This is a genomic window from Nocardiopsis sp. iso_40 (genome assembly GCF_056173285.1).
The window spans coordinates 4,033,524-4,056,744 of record NZ_CM149666.1 but is presented as its reverse complement, the minus strand read 5'-3'; the positions used below and the strand labels follow the sequence as shown (position 1 = coordinate 4,056,744).

Here is a 23,221-nt window from a genome sequence, read left to right as displayed (position 1 = left end):
CGACCTCCTCTTCCCAGGAGAACTTCCCATGAGCCACGCCCAACCGGTGCCCGACGCCCACGGGCACTACGGCCGCTTCGGCGGCCGGTTCGCACCCGAGGCCCTCATCGCCGCCCTCGACGAGGTCGAGGCCGAGTGGGACAAGGCCAAGGACGACCCCGCCTTCCGCGCCGAGTTCGACGAGCTCCTCAAGGGCTACGCCGGCCGGCCCAGCCTCCTGACCGAGGCCCACAACCTCTCCGAGCACGCGGGCGGCGCGCGTATCCTCCTCAAGCGCGAGGACCTCAACCACACCGGTTCGCACAAGATCAACAACGTCCTGGGCCAGGCGCTGCTCGCCAAGCGGATGGGCAAGACCCGTGTCATCGCCGAGACCGGGGCCGGGCAGCACGGCGTGGCCACCGCCACCGCCTGCGCCCTGATGGGCCTGGACTGCGTCATCTACATGGGCGAGGAGGACACCCAGCGCCAGGCGCTCAACGTCGCCCGGATGCAGATGCTCGGCGCCGAGGTCGTCCCGGTCACCATCGGCAGCCGGACCCTCAAGGACGCCATCAACGAGACCTTCCGCGACTGGGTGGCCAACGTCGACCACACCCACTACCTGTTCGGGACCGCGGCCGGACCGCACCCCTTCCCCAAGCTCGTACGCGACCTGCACTTCACCGTGGGTGCGGAGGCCCGCGAACAGGTCCTCGAACTCACCGGGAAGCTCCCCGACGCGGTCACGGCCTGCGTCGGCGGCGGCTCCAACGCCATCGCGATCTTCGCCGCCTTCATCCCCGACGAGAGCGTCGCCCTGTACGGCTTCGAGGCCGGGGGAGAGGGCGCCGACACCGGCCGCACCGCCGCCTCCATCACCGCCGGCAGCCACGGCGTCTTCCACGGGGCCCGCACCTTCGTCCTCCAGGACGAGTACGGCCAGACCCTGCCCAGCCACTCCATCTCCGCCGGACTCGACTACCCCGCGGTGGGCCCCGAGCACGCCCACCTCGCCGACACCGGCCGGGCGACCTACGAGCCCGTCACCGACGCCGAGGCCATGGACGCCTTCCGGCTGCTCTGCCGCACCGAGGGCATCATCCCCGCCATCGAGAGCGCCCACGCGCTGGCCGGAGCCCTCAGGCTCGGCAAGCGGCTCGGACCCGGGGCCGTCATCCTGGTGAACCTCTCCGGGCGCGGAGACAAGGACGTCAACACCGCGGCCGCCTACTTCGGCCTCATCGACTCGGAGGGACAGGCGTGATGGCCGCGACCACACTGCAGACCAAGCTGGCCCGGGCCCGGGAGGCCGACCGCGCCGCGCTCGTCGGCTACCTGCCCGCGGGGTTCCCCGACGTGGAGTCCTCGATCAGGGTCATCGAGGCCATGGTCGAGGGCGGCTGCGACGTCATCGAGGTCGGGCTGCCCTACTCCGACCCCATGATGGACGGCCCCACCATCCAGCGCGCCGCGGACCGGGCGCTGGCCTCGGGCACCACCACCGAGGACGTCTTCCGGGTCGTGGAGGCCACCGCCGCCACCGGAGCGGCCGCCCTCGTCATGTCCTACTGGAACCCGATCGAGCGGTACGGCGTCGAGCGCTTCGCCACCGGGCTGGCCAAGGCCGGCGGCGCCGGGGTCATCACCCCGGACCTCATCCCGGAGGAGGCCCAGGACTGGTACGCCGCCTCCGACCGGGCCGGCCTGGACCGGATCTTCCTCGTCGCGCCCTCCTCCACGGACCGGCGGCTGGAGCTCACCACCGGTGCGTGCAGCGGGTTCGTGTACGCGGCCTCGCTCATGGGCGTCACCGGTACCCGGGCCCAGGTCGCCGACACCGCGGAGACCCTGGTGCGCCGCACCCGCGAGGTCACCCGCGACTCGGGGCTGCCGATCTGCGTGGGCCTGGGGATCTCGACCGCCGCACAGGCGGCCGAGGTCGCCGCCTACGCCGACGGTGTCATCGTGGGCGCCGGGTTCTGCCAGCGGATCCTGGACGCACCGGACCTGGAGACCGGGCTCATCGCGGTCCGCTCCTTCGCCGAGGAACTGGCCGCGGGGGTCCGCTCCCGGTAACACGAACCGGCCACGGGCCCCGGTCCCCGGAAACGGGGGCCGGGGCCCGTGCGCTCCGGGACCTTCGAGACCCCGATCCCCGGGTCCGGCGGTGGGTCGCCCTTCCAGGGCGGCCCACCGCCCGTGTGTTCGCGGACAAGCGCGGGGGCCGGTCAAGCACAAGGTTAAGAGCGTGAGAATCGGGTGAGATCCACCCCCGAAAACGGTCGAACCTGCTGCGGGGGAGGCGATTCGGTGGTGTGATGGCAAGGCCTCGACCCGTCGGGGCACTGCCCGGCCCGTCCCGAGAACCCGGGCCCAGTGTCACAGGTGCACTACACACAGTAGGCTTTGTTTCGACACCCAGGGCGACGGCGCGTGCACCCGAAGCCATGTCCCCGGGCGACCGATCCCCTCTTCCGAAGGCTCCCAGATGACGGACACTCCCGACGACACACTCACCGGCGCCACCCCCGCCTCCCAGTCGCCCTCCCGCTGGGAGAGGGTCCAGCCCTGGCTCACCCTCGCCTGCAGGGTCGGGCTCGCCGCCGTCCTCGTCACCGCCGCCGTCACCAAGTTCCCTCCCGCCCTCTCCGTCCAGGCGGTCGAGGCCTACGACCTCTTCCCCGAGGACCTCGCCCAACTCATCGGGTACACCCTCCCGCTCTTCGAGCTCGCCCTGGCCCTGCTCCTCCTCGTCGGCCTGGCCACCCGGTACGTCGGCGCCGTCAGCACCCTCCTCATGATCGTCTTCATCGCCGGGATCTTCTCCGCGATGGCCCGCGGACTGAACATCGACTGCGGCTGCTTCGGCGGCGGAGGCCAGGTCGACCCGGGGGAGACCAGCTACGGGCTCTCCATCGCACGGGACATCGCCTTCGGAGCCATGGGCGCATTCATCGCCCTCTGGCCCCGGTCCCCCTTCGCCCTCGACCGCGTCCTCGGGCTCTTCCGGTGACACCGACCAGGACGACGGCCGACCACCTCCAGAAGTCAGGAACAGAGGAAAACCATGGGGAGTGAAGCGCGCAAGCGCTCCCGCGAGAAACTCAGGCAGCAGCGGGAGAAGGAGAAGAAGGCCGCCAAACGCAATCGGACCCTCATCGTCGTCGGCGCCGCAGCGGCCGTGGTCCTGCTCATCGTCGGTATCGGCTACGCGATCCTCAACGCCGACCGGAGCGACGGCTACGACGGCCCGCTCGCCGACCGGACCCTGCAGGAGGACGGCAGCGTCGTGATGGCCGACGAGGGCGTCTCCGCTCCCGTGGTCGAGGTCTACGCCGACTACCAGTGCCCCGCCTGCCGCCAGTTCGAACTCCTCAACGGCGACGTGCTCAAGGAACAGGCCGCCGAGGGCAACGCCATCGTCCACTACCGGCCGGTCAGCATCTTCGCCCAGCAACCCGCCCCGATCAGCTCCAACTCGCTCCGCGGGGGCGCCGCCGCCCGCGCCGCGGCCGACCACGGCGTCTTCGTCGAGTTCAACGACAAGCTCTTCGAGCACCAGCCCACCGAGGGCAACGAGGGCTTCACGGTCGACGAACTCAAGGAGTGGTTCCGCGAGACCGGGGCCGACGAGGAACAGGCCGCCGAGTTCGACGCGCGCGTCGAGGCCGAGGCCGCCGTCGTCACCCGGTTCGTCGAGGAGTTCCTGCCCGAACTCACCGCCGACGCCACCGAACAGATCGGCGAGGAGACCCTCGGCACCATGGTCCTGACCGACCTCATCAACTGGGGGGAGGGCAACGGGCACGACCCCGAGTTCCTGGACGGGACCTACACGGGCGAGATCATCGACGCCACCGGAAACGCCTACACTCGCTACAGCGGAGACAACATGTTCCGCGGTACCCCTTCCGTCTACATCAATGGCGAGTTGCTCGACAACAACAGCGCCATGACCACCAGGGGCCTGACCGAGGCCATCGCCTCCGCGGACGAGGGCGAGGTCGACACCCAGCCCATGGGCGACGGCGACGGGGGTGACCCCGAGTAGATCCCCTGAACAGACCCCCCGCACGCGGGGCGAACCCGAGAGCAGAGCAGTGACATTGTCGTCGACAGCTTCCGAGGGCGCGGCCGGGCTCGGCCGCGCCCTCGCGGCCATTCCCAGCCCCCAGGTCAACTCGATCCCCATCGGACCGCTGGAGATCCACTTCTACGCCCTGTGCATCCTCGCCGGGGTCGTCGTCGCGGTCTTCTGGAGCGAGCGCCGCTGGAAGGCGATGGGGGGCGAGCCCGGAACCATCATGGACATGGCCGTGTGGGCCGTGATCCTGGGTCTGGTCGGCGGCCGCCTCTACCACGTCATCAGTGACGCGCAACTGTACTTCGGCGAGGGCAAGGAACCCATCCAGGCCCTCTACATCTGGAACGGCGGCCTGGGCATCTGGGGTGCCGTCCCCATGGGCGCCGTCGGCGTGTGGCTGGTCGCCCGCAAGCGCGGACTGTCGATGTCCAAGCTCTCCTTCGCGATCGCGCCCACCATCCCCCTCGCCCAGGCCATCGGCCGCTGGGGCAACTACTTCAACCAGGAACTGTTCGGCCGCCCCACCGACCTGCCGTGGGCCGTGGAGATCACCCCCACCCCCGAGGGCCACATGCGCGCGGGCATGGAGGTCGGTGTCACCACCTACCACCCGACCTTCCTGTACGAGTCCCTGTGGTGCCTGGGCCTGGCCGTCCTCCTGGCCTACCTCGGTCGCCGCTTCGAGAACTCCCTGCAGGGCGGCCGCCTCTTCGCCCTCTACGTCATGGGTTACTGCGTCGGCCGGTTCTGGATCGAGTACCTGCGCGTCGACCCGGCCAACGACTTCTTCGGCCTGCGCCTGAACAACTGGACCTCCATCGCCGTCTTCCTCGGCGCCCTCGCCTACTTCGTCTGGGCCGGCCGCCGACTCGACTCCTTCTCCACCGCCGTCGTCCCCCACGGACACGACGCCGGAACCCAGGTGTTCGGAGACACAACTGATGGCGGCGGCAGCGACGAAGGCACCGTCTACAGCGCGGTCGACACCGACGACTCGGTGTTCGACCAGGCCACAGGCTCCTCCGAGGAAGTCGGCACGGAATACCACCCGAGCCCTGAGCGATCTAGTAGCGAGGGCTCGACGGAGGACGGTGCCGACGGTACCGGGGACGACTCCCGGTCGAAGCCCGAGTAGCGCGGGGACACCGAACCGTGGCGCGCCGGCCCGTGGCCGACGGCGCCGTACGGCGTTCCCCGCACCTGTCGAGCAGACCACGGGTTGACGATTGAGAAAGACCGTGAGCAGAGCCGAGTCCGGTTACGGCCGCAGACGTCGGCGCGGCGGATCCCGCCGCGCCCGGAGCGTCCACACCGAGGAGCACGTCGACGACCGCGGCCCCGAGGACGGGTACGGAGACCAGTACGACCCGGAGGAGGACTTCTCCGCCGACTACGGTCACACCCACACCCGGACCGGGGGCGGTCACGACGACTACGACGAGACCTCCGACGCCGGGTACGAAGAGGCCCGGGGCGAGGAGGAGGGCAGGGCCCAGGAGGCCGGCCGTACCGCGGGCCGTCAGGGGCGGCGCAGGGACAGGAAGAGCGTGGGACGTGTCTCCGCCTTCTCCGCGTCCGCGATCAAGAGGGTGTCGGTCCTCGGGGACCGGCCCAACCAGATCGTCTACACCCTGGCCGAGCAGAGCAAGCGCAAGCGCGGCACCGCCGTGCTCGCCGTACTGCTGGGCGCCTTCAGCATCGCCCTGGTCGCCCTCCTGGGACTGCTGATCCACCAGCTCCTCACCGGGTCCGGCAACAGCGAGGCCGGGGGCGAGGAGACCATCACGGCCCCGCCCGAGGGGCACAGCACCATCACACCCGAGCTGTACCTGTTCGAGCCCGACGACCCCGAGGTGTTCGGTCCGATCGCCGAACGCCCCGAGGACGTCGAACCCATGACGGAGGAGTCCGTCTTCGGTTCGGTCGAGGAACTCGACATGGCGGGTATGCAACTCGAACTGCGTGAATCCGAGGTCAACGACTCCTGCACCTCCCTGGTGTGGGGCGAGGAACTCGGGCAGAGCCTCCTGGACGCCAACTGCCTCAACGCGGCCTCCGGTGTCTACACCGACGCCGACGAGGACTACATCGCCCAGGTGACCCTGTTCGACCTCTCCGACAGCGAGGGCGCCACCGACGTGGCGGCCTCCCTGGACCCGACCAACACCGAGTCCGGGCCCGGCTTCCTGCTGGCCCGGGAGATGGAGGGCGTCGAGGGACTGCAGGAGGGCTACAGCCAGGCCACCACCCAGGTCATGGGTCACTACCTGGCGGTTTACTGGGTCGCGAGCACCGATGGTTCCCCGCCCGGGGACGACAGCGGTATCGCCACCGCGAGCGTGGTGTCCCAGAGCGCGTTCGGCTTCGTCTACGACGAGGTGGTCGCGCACAAGCCCGCGGAGGAAGAGGAGTAACGGGGCTGTCCACCCCTGTCGGACGCCCCGATAGGATCTCGGACAGATCGGCCCGCCCGCCAGGGTCGTCAGAGGCGGGCGAGGTCCCCCTCGATTCCCGAGCGCAACCGGGCCGGTCACCTCGTGTGACCGGCCCGAATCCACGGAAAGGTCCTTTGGGTGTCCCCTTCTGAACCGTCGACGCCTGGCAGGCCGGGCCGCCGGAGGAAAAGCAGTGAGTCCGACGAGCTTGCGCCCCAGTCCGGTCAGGGCCGGGCCGGTGGCCGACGCCGGGGCGGAGGCCGGCGCAAGAAGGAGCCCAAGCGCTTCGGCCGGATGCTGCCCCTCCTGGTCGGCGCTCTCGTCGTGGCGCTGATCGCCCTGGGCGCGGTCCTGTACTTCCAACTCTCCGGAGAGGACGCCGAGGAACAGGCGGCCCAGGAGACCAGGCCGGCCCTGTACCGGGTCCAGGACTCCGGGGACACCAGCAACGTGAACGAGGTCCTCGCCTCCCGCGAGGCCGACAGCCGCCCCCTGAACGAGGGCGAGCTGTTCGAGCGCCACAACGCCGAGATCTCCGGCCAGAGCATCGACTTCACCCTGCGCGACTCGGACCTGACCGAGGACTGCTCCGCCGCGGTCTGGGGTGCTGGGGCCCAGCAGGCCCTGGCCGACGCGGACTGCAGCCAGGCGGGCCGCGCCACCTACCTCTCGGACGGCTACTTCGGTGTGGTGGGTGTGTTCAACCTGGCCGACATCGAGGGCAGCCGGGCCGTGGCCGACGCCCTGAACCTGCCCGAGGCCGAGGAGGGCGCCGCGGAGGAGGAAGCCGCGGAGCCGGTCGAGGACCCCGGATTCCTTCTGCCGCCCTCCGGCGAGTCCCCCCTCGACCGCCTCGGCGCGGGTTACAGTTCCGCCGACGCGATCGTCACCGGCCACTACCTCGTCGTGGTCTGGGTCCAGCCCACCGACTCGGAGTCGGTCGAGGAGCGCGTCAGCCTGGCCACCCCCCTGGTGACCCTGGCGAACTTCCGCGACCCCTTCTTCCGCCGGATCGGTGAGCTCGGCGGCGGTTCACAGACCGACGAAGGCACCGAGGGAGCCGGCACCGAGGGGACCACCGGTACCGATGGGGTCGGTACCGGGGGAACCGGGGAGGGAACGGCCGGGGACCCGCCGGTCGAGGCGCCCGGGACGGATGGCGACCAGAGCGTCCCCGGAGAGTAGGACACCGCACACGGACCGAACGGCGCAGCCGCAGGTACGCACCCGGGGCCGGGGGAGAGACGGGTCTCCCCCGGCCCCGCGCCCGTCCCCGCTGCCCGGACCCACGGCCTCAGCTGCGCTCCTGGAACTCCTCCACCCGCGCCACCAGCTCCGAGGCCAGAGCCCGGAGCTCGGAGAACCGGTGCTCGGGCAGGTCCAGCAGACTGTGCCCGGCCAACCAGGCCGGTGCCGAAGCCACCGCGTGCCGCGCCGTGCGCTTGTTCGTCGGCCGCCCGCGCCAGGCCGCCGCCTCCACCAGTCCCGTCCGCAACGTCGTCGTCAGCACTCCGTGCGCGCGCCCCTGCACGTGGGCCAGCAACCGGCCGGTGCTCCCGCCCGGCTCCGGGTTGCGCGTCAACCGGATCGCGGTCAGGTCCGGGGCTCCCAGGCCCCGCAGGAAGCGCACCCGCGTCCCCGGCTCCACCATGGCGCGCAGCTCCCGCTGGCCCGCCTCGTCCCGCACCCACCGCGAGGAGGAGGGCACCAGCACGTAGGTGTCGTCGGTGGTCGACGCCAGCGCCGCCCGGGCCGCCAGCCGCTCCCACCCGCCGGTGAGGTTGACCACGGAGCAGGTCCCGACGGCCGTGGGGGAGTCCATCCACGTCGACAGGCGTACCCGGACCTCCTTCGAGACCTCCCGCGGCCACTCGCCGACCAGTGCGGGGGCTCCGTCCGCCCCGGAGCCCCGCTCCTCGGCGATCCGATCCAGTACCGCGGCGGCCCGCTCCGCGTCCAGGCCGCCCCGTGCCTCCTTGGCGTTCACCCCCTGGCTGTACACCCGGGCGGCGTCGCCGCCGGGGGAGGCCAGGGTCCTGGCGAGCGGCCGCAGCACGTACAGGTCACTGGCGGCACCGATCGACTCCGCCCCCAGGTACCGGTTGAAGTCCGGCCACACCGCCTCGATGAGCAGCCCCGACCGGACCATCCGGCTCTGGGTGGCGGCCGCCAGCTTCGGGGTGGTCTCACTGGCCCCGTAGGCCACCAGCACCCGCCCCCGTCTGGGGTCGGCCAACCCCTCCACGCTGCGCCGCACGAACAGCTCCACCCCGTCCGGGGTGTAGGGCGGGTCCGTGAACACCAGGTCGGCGCTCCCGCGCAGTGTCGCGGGCAGCCCGAGCCGGAGGTCGGCGCTGTGCGTGCGCACCGGCAGCCCCAGCCTCTGGGCCACCGCGTCGATGTGGGCCAGCACCCGCTCGTCCAGGTCCACGACCTCCACCCGGGCCTCCGGCTGTACCAGGGCCAGCGCCAGGGACGTCAGGTCGTGGTCGCCCACACACAGCAGTGTGCGCTGATGCAGGTCGAACCGGGTGGCCAGGAACAGGGCCCGGCGCAGGGCGGTCTCGGCGGTCGCGGACACGTGGTCCAGGTCCAGGTCCGAGGCGGGCCCCCCGGCGACCGCGCGCGCCAGCTCCGCGGCGGCCCGCGGGTGCTCGGAGAGCAGGTGGGCCACCGGGTCGGCGAGCGCCGGGGTGCGCGCGCCGGTGTAGTGGTCGGGGCGGACCAGGCGGTACCGCTCGCCCCCGGGTTCGCGTACCAGCTCCCCGGCGGCCTCCAGCGCCTTGAGCAGTGACGAGACCACGGCGTAGGCGACACCGCAGGCCCGCACCAGGTCGTTGGCGCTCCACCAGCGGCCGTCGGAGAGCAGCGCCAGGACGAACCCGGGCCGCGGCGCGTCGGCCCCGTACTCGCGGAGGAAGTCCTCCGCGGCGCCGGGGAGGGGCGGCGGGTGTCCGTCGGGGCGGGGCGCGGCGGGTGTGTCCAGAACCGGGGCGCCGGGGGTGCGGGATGCTTCGTCGGGGGCGGGGGCTCCGGTGTCGTCCGGGCCGTGGGAAGTCGGGTGTCCTGCCATTCCGCGATCCTCCCACGCTGTGGGTCGATGCCGGTGTCGCAGGTCAGGGCGGTTGATCCGGGATGAGGGGGATATCACGCCCGGTGTCCCTTCCTCCCCCCTTGGGTGCGGCGTTAACGCCGGGGTAATGTGGGATCGCGGCGCGCCGAATCCCTGTGCCTGTGATGAAGAACCGGCCATCGGTTGGTCTTTTATCCACTTTGGGAGGTTTAGCTAGGTTTCTCCGTGGAAAAACCGGCTAGGCCAGCCCTCATCGGATACATGAATCCGAGAGGGACACGTGTCACCTTCCACGGAACGGGCACAACGGGCACACAGCGACCGAAGGCGCACCGCGGCGCCACCTGGTCTAGACCTACGATTCGCATCGAGGCTGGACCAGCATGTATAAGAGAACCTGCCCGCAGCGGGCAGCCCGCCCACCACCGGCGACACGAAGACGTGAACGCGACACGGTGACCGGACGAGCACCCGCACAGCCGGGAACCCCGCCCCCAGGGCGGACACAACCACATCACGCACGCAGCAGGGCCAATGTCGTCCCGGATGCGCTTTTCACGAAGCCGACCAAAGACGACAGGAGGGTAGATGCCTGCTGGACAGGTGCGGCGTTCGTCCGTCCGAACGAACGCAGAAGCCACGCCCCAGGGCCTGTACGACCCCACATTCGAGCACGACGCCTGCGGTGTGGGCTTCGTCGCCGACCTCACTGGACGTCGTAGTCACGACATCGTGCAGAAGGCGCTGACCGTACTGCGCAACCTGGACCACCGCGGCGCCTCCGGTGCCGACCCCGACGACGGTGACGGTGCGGGCATCCTCACCCAGGTCCCGCACGAGCTCTACACCGAGGTCTGCGACTTCCCGCTCCCCGACGCCGGCGCCTACGCCACCGGCATCGGCTTCCTGCCCTCCGACGCCGCCGAGCGCACCGCCGCGGTCGAGAAGATCAACGCCATCGTCGAGGACGAGGGCCTGACCCTGCTCGGCTGGCGCGAGGTCCCCTTCGAGCCCCAGTACAGCGGCCCCGCCGCCCGCGAGGTCATGCCCTACTTCGGGCAGCTCTTCATCACCGGCCGACAGGGCACCGCCACCGAAGGCCTCGCCGGAATCGACCTCGAGCGCCACGCCTACTGCGTCCGCAAGCGCGCCGAGCACGAGACCGACGTCTACTTCCCGAGCCTGTCCCCGCGCACCATCGCCTACAAGGGCATGCTCACCACCCCGCAGCTCGAACCGTTCTTCCCGGACCTGTCCGACCGCCGCTACGCCTCCGGCCTGGCCCTGGTCCACTCCCGGTTCTCCACCAACACCTTCCCCTCCTGGCCCCTGGCCCACCCGTTCCGCTTCGTGGCGCACAACGGCGAGATCAACACGGTCAAGGGCAACCGGAACATGATGCGGTCCCGCGAGGCCAAACTCGCCACCGACCTCATCCCCGGCGACCTCGACCGCATCTTCCCCATCGTCGACCCCGACGACTCCGACACCGCGTCCTTCAACGACGCCCTGGAGCTCCTGCACCTGGGCGGCCGCTCCCTGCCGCACGCGGTCCTGATGATGATCCCGGAGCCCTGGGAGAACCACACCGAGATGGACCCGGCCGTCCGGGCCTTCTACGAGTACCACTCCACCCTCATGGAGCCCTGGGACGGCCCCGCCTCGGTGTCCTTCACCGACGGCACCCTCGTCGGCTCCGTCCTGGACCGCAACGGCCTGCGCCCCGGGCGCTACTGGGTCACCGAGGACGGCCTCGTCGTCCTCGCCTCCGAGGCCGGCGTCCTCGACATCGACCCCGCCACCGTCGTGCGCAAGGGACGCCTCCAGCCCGGCCGCATCTTCGTCGTCGACACCGCCCAGGGGCGGATCATCGAGGACGAGGAGCTCAAGGCCGACCTCGCCGCCGAACACCCCTACCAGGAGTGGATCGACTCCGGCGTCCTGCGCCTGAACGACCTCCCCGACGCCGAACCCGCCGCGGTCACCGAACTCAACCTCGCCCAGCAGGCCTTCGGTTACACCGAGGAGGAACTCCGCGTCATCCTCACCCCGATGGCACGCACGGGCGCCGAACCCATCGGCTCCATGGGCACCGACACCCCGGTCGCGGCGCTCTCGGACCGCTCACGCCAGCTCTTCGACTACTTCTCGCAGAACTTCGCGCAGGTCACCAACCCGCCGCTGGACGCCATCCGCGAGGAGATGGTCACCAGCCTGTCCACCCTCCTGGGCGCCGAACACAACATCCTCGACGCCGCACCCGGGGACACCCAGCGCCTGGTCCTGCCCACTCCGGTCGTCGACCAGGCCCAACTCGCCGCCATCGTCGCCGCGGGACGGACCAACCCGGCGCTCAAGACCTACACCGTCGACGGCACCTACCCCGTCAACGGCGGCGGCGACGCCCTGTCCACCCGCCTGGACGAGATCAACACCGAGGTCACCCGGGCCATCGCCGACGGCGCCCACATCCTCGTCCTCAGCGACCGCCGCACCGACGCCGACCGGGCACCCGTCCCGTCGCTGCTGCTCACCGGGTCCGTCCACCACCACCTCGTACGCGAGAAGACCCGCACCGAGGTCGGCCTGCTCATCGAGGCCGGCGACGTACGCGAAGCCCACCACGTGGCCCTCCTCCTCGGCTACGGCGCCTCCGCGGTCAACCCGTACCTGGCCCTGGAGACCGTCCGCGACCTCGTCGAGCGCGGCGTCATCGGCGGCATCGAAGCCGACCAGGCCGTTGCCAACATCGTCAAGGCGTTCGGCAAGAGCGTCCTGAAGATCATGTCCAAGATCGGCGTGTCCACGGTCAGCTCCTACACCGGCGCCCAGATCTTCGAAGCCCTGGGCCTGGGCCAGGACGTCATCGACCGCTGCTTCACCGGCACCACCTCCCGCCTGGGCGGCGTCGGCTTCGACGTCCTCGCCGAAGAGGTGGCCATCCGCCACCGCCGCGCCCACACCGCCAACCCCAGCGCCCACCGGCGCCTGGAAGTCGGCGGCGAGTACCAGTGGCGCCGCGAGGGCGAACCGCACCTGTTCAACCCCGAGACGGTCTTCAAGCTCCAGCACTCCACCCGCAGCCGCAAGTACGAGATCTTCAAGGAGTACACCTCCAAGGTCGACGACCAGGCCGAGAAGCTCATGACCCTGCGCGGTCTCTTCCAGCTCAAGGAGGGCGTGCGCGAACCCGTCTCCATCGACGAGGTCGAGCCCGTCTCCGAGATCGTCAAGCGCTTCTCCACCGGCGCCATGTCCTACGGCTCCATCTCCGCCGAGGCCCACGAGACCCTCGCCATCGCGATGAACCGCCTCGGCGGCAAGTCCAACACCGGCGAGGGCGGCGAGGACCCCGCCCGCTTCACCCCCGACGCCAACGGCGACCTGCGCCGCAGCGCCATCAAGCAGGTCGCCTCCGGCCGCTTCGGCGTCACCTCGCACTACCTCAGCAACGCCGACGACATCCAGATCAAGATGGCCCAGGGCGCCAAGCCGGGCGAAGGCGGCCAGCTGCCCGGCCACAAGGTCTACCCGTGGGTGGCCAACACCCGCCACTCCACCCCCGGCGTCGGGCTCATCTCCCCGCCGCCCCACCACGACATCTACTCCATCGAGGACCTCGCCCAGCTCATCCACGACCTCAAGAACGCGAACCCGTCCGCCCGGGTCCACGTCAAGCTGGTCTCCGAAGCGGGTGTGGGCACCGTCGCCACCGGTGTGTCCAAGGCACACGCCGACGTCGTCCTCATCTCCGGCCACGACGGGGGCACCGGCGCCTCACCGCTCAACTCCCTCAAGCACGCGGGCACCCCCTGGGAGCTCGGCCTCGCCGAGACCCAGCAGACCCTGCTGCTCAACGGACTGCGCGACCGCATCGTCGTCCAGGCCGACGGCCAGATGAAGACCGGCCGCGACGTCGTCGTCGCCGCCCTGCTCGGCGCCGAGGAGTACGGTTTCGCCACCGCACCCCTCGTCGTCTCCGGCTGCGTCATGATGCGCGTCTGCCACCTCGACACCTGCCCCGTGGGCGTGGCCACCCAGAACCCCGAACTGCGCGAGCGGTTCTCCGGCAAGGCCGAGTACGTGGTGAACTTCTTCGAGTTCATCGCCCAGGAGGTCCGCGAGTACCTCGCCCAGCTCGGCTTCCGCAGCCTCGACGAGGCCATCGGCGCCGTCGACCTGCTCGACACCACCGACGCCGTCGACCACTGGAAGGCCCAGGGCCTGGACCTGTCGCCGATCCTGCACGAGGTCGAGCCCATCGCCGGCGACCACCGGTCCCGGCAGCGCGGACAGGACCACGGCCTCGAAAAGGCCCTGGACAACACCCTCATCCAGCTCAGCGAGGGCGCCCTCGACTTCGGCCAGCCGGTCAGGCTCGAACTCCCCGTCCGCAACGTCAACCGCACCGTCGGCACCATGCTCGGCCACGAGGTCACCAAGCGCTACGGCGCCACCGGCCTCCCCGACAACACCATCGACGTGTCCTTCACCGGATCCGCGGGACAGTCCTTCGGCGCCTTCGTGCCCAGGGGCATCACCCTGCGCCTGTCCGGCGACGCCAACGACTACGTCGGCAAGGGCCTGTCCGGCGGCCGCGTCATCGTCCGCCCCGCCGCCAGTTCCACACTGGTCGCCGAGGACCACATCATCGCCGGCAACGTCATCGGCTACGGTGCCACCTCCGGCGAGATCCTCCTCCGCGGCATCGTCGGCGAACGCTTCTGCGTCCGCAACTCCGGCGCCCTCGCCGTCGTCGAGGGCATCGGCGACCACGGCTGCGAGTACATGACCGGTGGCCGCGCCGTCATCCTCGGCCGCATCGGACGCAACTTCGCGGCGGGCATGTCCGGCGGTATCGCCTACGTCCTCGACCTGGACAGCGAACGCGTCAACGGCGAGATGGTCGAGATCGAGGCACTCACCGACGAGGACCGCGAGTTCCTCACCGGCGTCCTCACCCGCCACCACGCCGAAACCGGCTCCACCGTCGCCGAACGCCTCCTGGCCGAGGGCGACAAGGGACTCGACCGCATCGCCAAGGTCATGCCGCGCGACTTCAAGCGCGTCCTCCTCGCCCAGGCCGAGGCCGAACGCGAGGGCCGCGACGTCGACGAGGCCGTGATGGCCTCCGCGCAGTCCTGAAGTCAGTACACGAGAGGAGGAAGAACCATGGCTGACCCCAAGGGTTTCCTGAAGATCACCGAGCGCGAGCTCCCCAAGCACCGCCCCGTCGACGTACGCATCCAGGACTGGCGCGAGGTCCACGAGGACTTCGACCGGGGGACCGTCACCAAGCAGGCCTCACGCTGCATGGACTGCGGCATCCCCTTCTGCCACAACGGCTGCCCCCTCGGCAACCTCATCCCCGAGTGGAACAACCTCGTCTACACCCACGACTGGGCCGAGGCGATCGAACGGCTGCACGCCACCAACAACTTCCCCGAGTTCACCGGACGCCTCTGCCCCGCCCCGTGCGAGTCGGCGTGCGTCCTGGGAATCAACCAGCCCGCCGTCACCATCAAGAACGTCGAGGTCTCCATCATCGACCGCGCGTGGGAGGAAGGCTGGGTCAAGCCCCTGCCCCCCACCCACCGCACCGGTAAGAAGGTCGCCGTCGTCGGCTCCGGCCCCGCGGGGCTCGCCGCCGCACAGCAGCTCACCCGCGCCGGACACGACGTCACCGTCTTCGAGCGCGCCGACCGCGTCGGAGGCCTCCTCCGCTACGGCATCCCCGAGTTCAAGATGGAGAAGCGGCACATCGACCGCCGCCTCGCCCAGATGACCGCCGAAGGCACCACCTTCCGCACCGGCGTCAACGTCGGCGTCGACATCACCGTCGACCAGCTCAAGGCCGACAACGACGCCGTCGTCCTCACCGGCGGCGCCACCCAGTGGCGCGACCTGCCCGCCAAGGGCCGCGAACTCAAGGGCATCTACCAGGCCATGGAGTACCTGCCCCTGGCCAACAGGGTCCAGGAGGGCGACCTGGACCGCGCACCCATCCACGCCGAGGGCAAGCACGTCGTCGTCATCGGCGGCGGCGACACCGGCGCCGACTGCGTCGGCACCGCCCACCGGCAGGGCGCCGCCTCGGTCACCCAGCTCGAGATCATGCCCAAGCCCCCCACCACGCGCCCCGACCACCAGCCCTGGCCCACCATGCCGATGCTGTACAAGGTCACCAGCGCCCACGAGGAGGGCGGCAAGCGGATCTACTCCGTCAACACCGTCGAGTTCCTCGGCGACGACCAGGGCAACGTCCGCGCCCTCAAGCTCGTCGAGGTCAAGCGCGGCCAGAACGGCTTCGAACCCGTCGAGGGCACCGAACGCGAGATCCCCGCCGACCTCGTCACCCTCGCCATGGGCTTCGTCGGCCCCGAGAAGGCGGGCATGATCGACCAGCTCGGCGTCGAACTCGACGGCCGCGGCAACGTCGTCCGCGACAACGACTACCGCACCACCGTCGACGGCGTCTTCTGCGCCGGCGACATGGGCCGCGGCCAGTCACTCATCGTCTGGGCCATCGCCGAGGGCCGTTCCGCGGCCGCCGGCGTCGACCGCTACCTCGGCGCCGACACCACCCTGCCGGTCGCCATCCCGCCCACCGAGCGCCCGCTCGTGTAGGCGGGACACGGGCCGAGGCGTCAGCGCAGGCCCGAGGCGAACACTGTCGGGCGCGGGGCGTTCGGCGTCCGGAGGGTTCTGCAAGACGAGTCAAGCCGCCAGCGAGGAACGAGCCAGGCGCGGACGAGGATGAAGAATCCCTCCGCCTAAAGACGCCGGACACGGGCCGAAGCGCCAGCGGAGGCCCAAGGCGAACACTGTCGGGCGCGGGGTACCACCCCGCGCCCGACACGCGTTCCGGGCGACCCTCCCCACCCCCACCACAGCGGGCCCCGCGCCCGACGCGACGTTGCCCACCCGTGACCCCGCCGTGTCGGCGGACCGACCTCCAACCGGCAGGATCGAGACCCACCACGGGCCGTGGAACGGCAGCGGCCCGCACCGACCACCCCCCGCCCCTGGGCCCTCCCACCCCCACCCCGGGACAGGCGAATGATCTACCGCATCATCGGCGACACCGCCATGATCATCCACGCGGCCTTCATCCTCTACATGGCCATCGGCGGCCTTCTTGCCTGGAAATGGCCACGCACCTTCTGGATCCACCTCGGCTGCGCGCTCTACGGCCTCAGCATCAGCGTCGTCGGCTGGACCTGCCCCCTCACCCACGTCGAGAACTGGGGGAGGCAACGCGCCGGACAGGCCGGACTCTCCAACGAGGGCTTCATCGACCACTACCTCACCGGCGTCATCTACCCCGCCGACCACCTCGTGACAGTCCAGCTCGGCGTCGGCGCGGTCGTCGTCCTCTCCTGGGCCGGACTGGCCCTGCTCACCCTCCGCCGACGCCGCACCAAGCACCCCGACCCCGCCTGAGACACCGCACCCCCGGCACGGCCGGACGGCCCCAACCCGCGCGACCTACCCTGGGGGCATGGGCTACCAGGTGCTCGGGGAGACCGCGATGCTCCTGCACTTCGCGTTCCTCGTCTATGTCACACTCGGCGGCTTCCTCGCCTGGCGATGGCCCCGAGCCCTGTGGCCCCACGCAGCCACCGCCCTCTACGCCCTCGGCATCACCCTCATCGGCTGGCAGTGCCCCCTCACCCACCTGGAGACCTGGGGGAGGGAACGCGCCGGACAGGCCGGGCTCCCCGATGAGGGCTTCATCGACCACTACCTCACCGGCGTCATCTATCCGACCGAACACCTCCTCACCGCCCAACTCCTCGTCGCCCTCAGCGTCACCCTCTCCTGGGCCGGAGCCCTCCTCCTGCGCCGCCGACGCAGGCGCCAACGCAACTGCCCCGAGAACCGCGCGTAAAGATCGCGAATGGATCACGGCCGCACTGTTCACCCCGCCCACCCGCACCCGTACCGTCGAAGCATGACCGTTGTGACCTGGGACTCCTACCGCGCAGCCGAACACTTCACCATGCGCAGCGCCCGGCTCCTCGACCGGCACCGCTTCGCCTACCTCTTCCAGAGCGGATCGGCCCAACCCGTCCACACCACACTCGCCGCCTACCGCAACCTCGACGGCGGATACGGAAACGGGATCGACCCCGACCTCCGCGGCCACGCCAGCCAACCCGCCTCCACCGAGGTCGCCCTGCGCTACCTCGACGAACTCGGCGCCATCCCCGCGCACCTCGGCAACGGCATCTGCCGGTACCTCGCCACCGCCAGCAACGACGACGGCGGACTCCCCGCCGTACTGCCCAACGTCCGCTACACCCAGGCCGCACCCTGGTACCAGCACACCAACGACTTCAGCAGCCGACTCGACACCACCGCCATGATCACCGGGCTCCTCCACAAGAGGAACATCACCCACCCCTGGCGCGACCACGCCACCGCCTACTGCTGGAAACAGATCGACGCGCTCCACTGGACCAACGCACACGAAGCCGTCAGCATCTGCAGCTTCCTCCAACACGTCCCCGACCGCGCCCGCGCCGTCTGGGCCATGAACCACCTGGCCCACAGGATCCGCGCGGTCATCGACGTACACCCCCGCGCCACCGGCCACGTCCACACACCACTCGACCTCGCCTGCCACCCCCACCACATCGCCCGACCGCTCTTCACCGACAACGAGATCGAACGCAACCTCGACGCCTTCGAGGAACAACAACGCCCCGACGGGGGCTGGGACGCCACCTGGGACCACTGGGACACCGCGGCCACCATCGAACGCGAAGGCATGCGCACCATCCAGCGCCTACGCATCCTCCGCGCCTACGGTCGGCTCCGCCCCGGCCTGCCCCGGCCCCGCCGCTCCGTGTAACCGCCCACAGGACCGACCACCACCGACCCGACGCGGTCCTAACCCAACGCCAGGAACCGCACTCCGGCAGCCTCCAACGCGTCCCGGTCCACCGCGGAGGCCGAGCGGCCCGTCACCGCGCGCACCGCCGCCAACGAGGCACCACCGGCCTCCGCCGCCGACAGCACCCGCGCGAACACCGCCGGATCAACCCCGCCGAACAACACCTCGTGGACCAGGCCCGACCCCGCCGAAGAGGTCCACGGCTCCCGCCCCAGCGCGTCCGCCAGATCCAAGCCGTGCACGACCAACTCCACCACCCGGGTCACCAGGTAGTCCGTCAACAGCATCGGATCACCGTGCCGCGTCACCACCACCCGTTCCACCGGCTCGCGGCCCACACGCGACTCCAGCGCCCCCCACAGCCCCCGCAGCACCCTCCCCGGCTCCGCGGAGTCCGCGCGCCGCGCCGCACCCTCCAACGCATCGCCCACCCGGGCCGCGTTCACCTCCGGAGAGAACCGCACGTCCGGCGCGTAGTACCCCGCCGCCGACACCAACCCGCGCGACACGCCCGGAGCCTCCCCCTCCAACGCCACCGTCACCTGGTGCAACGCACCCACCGTGTGCACCGCCAACGCCGCCACGTCCCAGGGCTCACACCGGGTCGGCAGGACGGCCTGCGCCTCCGACAACCCCGCCAGCACCCCCTCCAACGCCGCCACCTCGTCCGCCAGGGCCGACACCACGACACCGCGCTCGAACACAGGACACACCCTCCACCCGAAGAACGCCCACAGGCTAACGAGCGCCCCACCACACCGGAACCCCGGCCCGGCCCCGCACCGCCCGACGCCCCCGAAACCAACCCCCGAACCGTCACCCGCGGTGACCGGGTTCGCTCCCGCTCCACCTCGCATACGTCCAATCGCAACCTGGTTTAGACCACTCCATCCCCCAGACGCTCTAAAGTGATACTCGTGACACGTCGAGCAAAAATCGTAGCGACCCTCGGACCAGCCACCTCGAGCCCGGAAACACTCCGGCGCCTCGTCGAGGCAGGCCTTGACGTCGCCCGACTCAACCTCAGCCACGGAACCCACGACGACCACAGCGCCAGCCTGACCAACCTCAGGAAGGCCACGGAGGACACCAACCGGGCGGTCGGCGTCCTCGCCGACCTCCAAGGACCCAAGATCCGCGTCGGGACCTTCCCCGACGGCCCCGTCGAACTCGCCGCAGGCGACGAGTTCACCATCACCACCGAAGACGTCCCCGGAGACAGCACCCGCGTCTCCACCACCTACAAGGGACTCCCCGGAGACGTCCGCCCCGGCGACCGCGTCCTCATCGACGACGGCCGCGTCGTGCTGGAGTGCACCAAGACCACCAGCACCGAGGTACACACCCGCGCCATCTTCGGCGGCACCGTCTCCAACCACAAGGGACTCAACCTCCCCGGCGTCTCCGTCAGCGTCCCCGCCCTCACCGAAAAGGACGAGGACGACCTGCGCTGGGCCCTGCGACACCGCGTCGACATGGTCGCCCTCTCCTTCGTCCGCAGCCCGGCCGACGCAGAGGAGTGCCACCGCATCATGGACGAGGAGGGCATCACCGTCCCCCTCATCGCCAAGATCGAGAAACCCCAGGCCGTGGAACGCCTCCAGGACATCATCGAGGTCTTCGACGGAGTCATGGTCGCCCGCGGCGACCTCGGCGTCGAACTCCCCCTCGAAAACGTCCCCATGGTGCAGAAGCGCGCCGTCGAACGCTGCCGCGACAAGGCCAAACCGGTCATCGTCGCCACGCAGATGCTCGAATCCATGATCAGCGCACCCCGACCCACCCGCGCCGAAGCCTCCGACGTCGCCAACGCCGTCCTCGACGGCGCCGACGCCGTCATGCTCTCCGGCGAGACCAGCGTCGGCCAGTACCCCATCGAGACCGTCGAGACCATGGCGCGCATCGTCAGCGCCGCCGAGCAGGAGTCCCTGCGCGCCTCGCACATCCTCAACCGGGTACCCGAGACCACCGGCGGAGCCATCGCCCGCGCCGCCGCCGAGATCGGAGCCACCGTCGGCGCCAAGGCACTGGTCGCCTTCACCATGTCCGGTGAGACGGCCCGACGCCTGGCCCGCTACCGCTCACCCATCCCGCTCCTGGCCTTCACCACCGAGGACATCACCCGGGGCAGGCTCTCCCTGACCTGGGGAACCGAGAGCAACCTGGTCCCGTGGGTCGACAACACCGACGACATGGTCCGCCAGGTGGAGAGCGAACTCCTCCGCCTCGGCGACTACCACAAGGGCGACAAGGTCGTCATCGTCGCGGGAAGCCCGCCCGGAACCACCGGTTCCACCAACTCCCTGCGCGTCCACCGACTCGGCGACGCCGTCGCGCTCGGCACCAACTGACGCGTGACCCGGCGCCCTGAACGGCGCCGCTGACGGGCCGCATCAGGTCCGGCCCGGGGGAAGGCGTATGAGCCGCGCCGACCTCTCCGGGCCGACCGGTGCGGCCGAGGCCGTTCGGGGCACCTGACCCCGGCCCGCGGCAGGACCGGCACCCGCGGTCTCACTCCTGGTGGGAGGAGACCCCGCCCTCGAAGGTCACCCGGTCCAACGGCATGTCCCACGGCAACAGGTTCCACGGGCTCCTCGGGTCCTCGTCCAGCAACCCCAGGGCCACCCACACCCGGTCCGCGTCGGGGCCCTCGCCCACCACCTGGTCGCCCTCAACGCCCTTGTCCGGCCACAGCAGGTAACCGGCGTGGAAGGCCGTCGACAACTGCCCCCAGGACGAGTAACGGCGCTGCAGATCCGACGCCACCCGCCTGAGCAGCGTCTGCGTCTCCACCGGACTCAACCAGTCCAGGGTCGCCCCGCCGCACACCAACCGGATGGCGTGCACGGACTTCCACCACTGGTACGCACCGATGATCACGGTCTCGTCGCCCTCGGACACACCCGTCACCGCCCGCAACCGGGCCACCTGCTCAGCCGACAGCTCCACCGTCTCACCGGTGTCCCGACCGCCCTGCTCCGAAGGCAGCCGCGACCGGGCCGTCCCCGCCCGCAGGTCCACCGCCAGATCCAGGCTCGGCCCGCCGTGCAACCCCTCCAGCAGGTTGTCCACCGCCGCCAGCAGGGACTCCCGGTCCACCACGGACCACTGGTGCTCCAACATCCGCCGGTACCGGCGCCGCAGGCTCGGACGGGCCACCACGTCCCACGGCTCGGCCAACGCCACCCGGAACGGCGCCGCCACCGCGGCGGCCCACCGCTCGGTGCTCAGCGGGGCCTCGGGGTCCTTGGTCCTGATCGTGGGCGCCTCACGCGATCCCATCACCAACTCGGCGAAGGACCCCGTGGCCAGGGCCAGCAAAGGCAGGAACGACCACCCGGGAAGATCCAACGCGACGAGCATGACCGCGAGCAGGGCCAACGGGGTCAACAGCCACGGCTGACGACGACGGGAACCCCAGGCCACCACGACCCAGGCCCCTATCACCAGCGCGCCGATCACCCCGGCCACCGCGGTCAACAACCCTCGCCCCTCTCCTCGCCGAGCCCGTTCCGTCAGGGCTTCGTGCCATCAAGGATCAGGTACGCGGAGCCTCCCGGGCGACCGAACTCACGGGTTGTACTCAGGTTGTGGCCGTGATGTGACCGGTTCAGCCCGCTTGCGCCCACATAAAGTGACAAAAGACCCATTTGGGGTCGAAAAGGTCGGGTAGTTACAGAGGTTCTGGCCAGCCTGCCCCAGGCCGACCAGAACCCCGACCGCCAGCCCCTAGTCCAGGGCCTCCACCACCACCTCGGTGGCCTCCGCGATCAACGCGTCGTCGTACTCGGCCCCCTCCTCGTTGCGACCCGACAACACGGCCATGACGATCGGCTCGCCCTCCTCCGGCCACACCACGGCGATGTCGTTCCGCATCCCGTACCCGCCACCGGTCTTGTCACCCACGACCCAGCCCTCGGGCACACCCGCCCGGATCAGAGTGTCCCCCGTCGCGTTCCGCACCATCAGATCCACCAACACCTCACGACGCTCCTCCGGCAACACGTCCCCCAACGTGAACGCCTCCAGACTCCCCACCAGGGCCTCCGGAGTACTCGTGTCCCTCTCATCGCCCGGACCCACCTCGTTCAACTCGGGCTCCGAGCGCACCGGGTTGGTCACCTCGTCGCCCGTCAGCTCCGTCAAGGCCTCCCCGAAACCCTCCGGACCCCCGACCTCAGCCAACAACAGGTTCGCCGCCGTGTTGTCGCTGTACCGCACCGCCGCATCACTGAGCTCCAACAACGACATCCCCGAATCCACGTTCTCCTCCGTCACCGGGGCGTACTCCAGCAGATCCTCCTCCCCGTACGTCACCACCCGCTCCATCTCCGCCAACGAGTTCTCCGACAGCACCACCCCCGCCAGCAGGGCCTTGAACGTCGACATGTACGCGAACCGCTCGTCCGCCCTGAACGCGACCTCTTCCCCCGAACCCGTGTCCAGCGCATAGACCCCCAACCGGGCGTCGAACTCCTCCTCCAAGGCCCCGAACTCCGCCGCGAAATCCACCTCGGCGGGCGACTCCGACGGCACACCCGCCGAAGACGCGCCCCCACCGGCCTCCGCCGCACCACAACCCACCAACGGCACCAACGCGACCGACGCCACGAACCCGCGCCACACCGAACTACGCACGACAACCCCCACGGAACAAAGAGAGAACGAACCAGAACCGGCCCGCCCCCGCAGTCTCACCACCCACCACCCATACTGTCCAAGACAGAAACAGCCACACCCATGCACTT

Annotated in this window: 17 protein-coding genes; 13 read left to right on the top strand and 4 right to left on the bottom strand. The window is 70.4% G+C overall.

The window, feature by feature from the left end:
• Nucleotides 1-28: 28 nt before the first annotated feature.
• The 7 genes from trpB to AC0VYD_RS17605 all read left to right on the top strand — a co-directional run bounded on the left by trpB (nucleotide 29) and on the right by AC0VYD_RS17605 (nucleotide 7,686).
• Entirely contained in the window at nucleotides 29-1,246 is a 1,218-nt protein-coding gene (gene trpB / locus AC0VYD_RS17635; RefSeq protein WP_191272233.1) for a tryptophan synthase subunit beta, read from the top strand.
• Complete coding sequence (gene trpA / locus AC0VYD_RS17630) at nucleotides 1,246-2,058, top strand: tryptophan synthase subunit alpha (RefSeq protein ID WP_475476612.1); 813 nt, start codon at nucleotides 1,246-1,248, stop codon at nucleotides 2,056-2,058. Before trpB ends, trpA begins: the two co-directional genes overlap by 1 nt.
• Before the next feature lie 412 nt (nucleotides 2,059-2,470).
• On the top strand, nucleotides 2,471-2,995 hold the full coding sequence (locus tag AC0VYD_RS17625; RefSeq protein ID WP_475476611.1) for a MauE/DoxX family redox-associated membrane protein: 525 nt from the start codon (nucleotides 2,471-2,473) through the stop codon (nucleotides 2,993-2,995).
• Nucleotides 2,996-3,049: 54 nt separating this feature from the next.
• Nucleotides 3,050-4,033, top strand: a complete 984-nt coding sequence (locus AC0VYD_RS17620) for a DsbA family protein (protein ID WP_475476610.1) — start codon at nucleotides 3,050-3,052, stop codon at nucleotides 4,031-4,033.
• 55 nt (nucleotides 4,034-4,088) lie between these two features.
• Nucleotides 4,089-5,201 carry a prolipoprotein diacylglyceryl transferase gene (gene lgt / locus AC0VYD_RS17615; RefSeq protein WP_475476609.1) on the top strand — a complete coding sequence of 371 codons (1,113 nt, stop codon included), beginning with the start codon at nucleotides 4,089-4,091 and terminating at the stop codon, nucleotides 5,199-5,201.
• A gap of 103 nt (nucleotides 5,202-5,304) precedes the next feature.
• On the top strand, nucleotides 5,305-6,480 hold the full coding sequence (locus AC0VYD_RS17610) for a hypothetical protein (RefSeq protein ID WP_475476608.1): 1,176 nt from the start codon (nucleotides 5,305-5,307) through the stop codon (nucleotides 6,478-6,480).
• A 159-nt stretch (nucleotides 6,481-6,639) separates the two neighbouring features.
• Nucleotides 6,640-7,686 (top strand): hypothetical protein, encoded by a 1,047-nt coding sequence (locus tag AC0VYD_RS17605; RefSeq protein ID WP_475476607.1) that lies wholly within the window; start codon nucleotides 6,640-6,642, stop codon nucleotides 7,684-7,686.
• 109 nt (nucleotides 7,687-7,795) lie between these two features.
• Here AC0VYD_RS17605 and AC0VYD_RS17600 read toward each other — a convergent pair whose 3' ends face one another.
• Nucleotides 7,796-9,574, bottom strand: a complete 1,779-nt coding sequence (locus AC0VYD_RS17600; RefSeq protein WP_475476606.1) for a bis-aminopropyl spermidine synthase family protein — start codon at nucleotides 9,572-9,574, stop codon at nucleotides 7,796-7,798.
• A 588-nt stretch (nucleotides 9,575-10,162) separates the two neighbouring features.
• Between AC0VYD_RS17600 and gltB the strand changes: the two genes are divergently transcribed.
• The 5 genes from gltB (at nucleotide 10,163) to AC0VYD_RS17575 (ending at nucleotide 18,431) form a co-directional block, all read left to right on the top strand.
• Entirely contained in the window at nucleotides 10,163-14,719 is a 4,557-nt protein-coding gene (gene gltB, locus AC0VYD_RS17595; RefSeq protein ID WP_475476605.1) for a glutamate synthase large subunit, read from the top strand.
• Nucleotides 14,720-14,746: 27 nt separating this feature from the next.
• Nucleotides 14,747-16,201, top strand: coding sequence for a glutamate synthase subunit beta (locus tag AC0VYD_RS17590; protein WP_475476604.1), 1,455 nt, complete (start codon nucleotides 14,747-14,749; stop codon nucleotides 16,199-16,201).
• A 432-nt stretch (nucleotides 16,202-16,633) separates the two neighbouring features.
• Entirely contained in the window at nucleotides 16,634-17,017 is a 384-nt protein-coding gene (locus tag AC0VYD_RS17585; RefSeq protein WP_473038886.1) for a DUF2784 family protein, read from the top strand.
• A 58-nt stretch (nucleotides 17,018-17,075) separates the two neighbouring features.
• On the top strand, nucleotides 17,076-17,465 hold the full coding sequence (locus AC0VYD_RS17580) for a DUF2784 domain-containing protein (RefSeq protein WP_475476603.1): 390 nt from the start codon (nucleotides 17,076-17,078) through the stop codon (nucleotides 17,463-17,465).
• A gap of 72 nt (nucleotides 17,466-17,537) precedes the next feature.
• Complete coding sequence (locus AC0VYD_RS17575) at nucleotides 17,538-18,431, top strand: prenyltransferase (RefSeq protein ID WP_475480292.1); 894 nt, start codon at nucleotides 17,538-17,540, stop codon at nucleotides 18,429-18,431.
• A 38-nt stretch (nucleotides 18,432-18,469) separates the two neighbouring features.
• Here AC0VYD_RS17575 and AC0VYD_RS17570 read toward each other — a convergent pair whose 3' ends face one another.
• A complete protein-coding gene (locus AC0VYD_RS17570) occupies nucleotides 18,470-19,177 on the bottom strand; it encodes a maleylpyruvate isomerase N-terminal domain-containing protein (protein WP_475476602.1) in 708 nt (235 codons plus the stop codon).
• Between the two features lie 213 nt (nucleotides 19,178-19,390).
• On the opposite strand from AC0VYD_RS17570, the gene pyk reads away from it, so the two are divergent.
• A complete protein-coding gene (gene pyk, locus AC0VYD_RS17565; RefSeq protein ID WP_452541824.1) occupies nucleotides 19,391-20,824 on the top strand; it encodes a pyruvate kinase in 1,434 nt (477 codons plus the stop codon).
• 160 nt (nucleotides 20,825-20,984) lie between these two features.
• On the opposite strand, the gene AC0VYD_RS17560 is transcribed toward pyk, so the two are convergent.
• On the bottom strand, nucleotides 20,985-21,956 hold the full coding sequence (locus AC0VYD_RS17560; RefSeq protein WP_475476601.1) for a DUF1266 domain-containing protein: 972 nt from the start codon (nucleotides 21,954-21,956) through the stop codon (nucleotides 20,985-20,987).
• Nucleotides 21,957-22,202: 246 nt separating this feature from the next.
• On the bottom strand, nucleotides 22,203-23,111 hold the full coding sequence (bla, locus tag AC0VYD_RS17555) for a class A beta-lactamase (protein WP_475476600.1): 909 nt from the start codon (nucleotides 23,109-23,111) through the stop codon (nucleotides 22,203-22,205).
• Nucleotides 23,112-23,221: the final 110 nt, after the last annotated feature.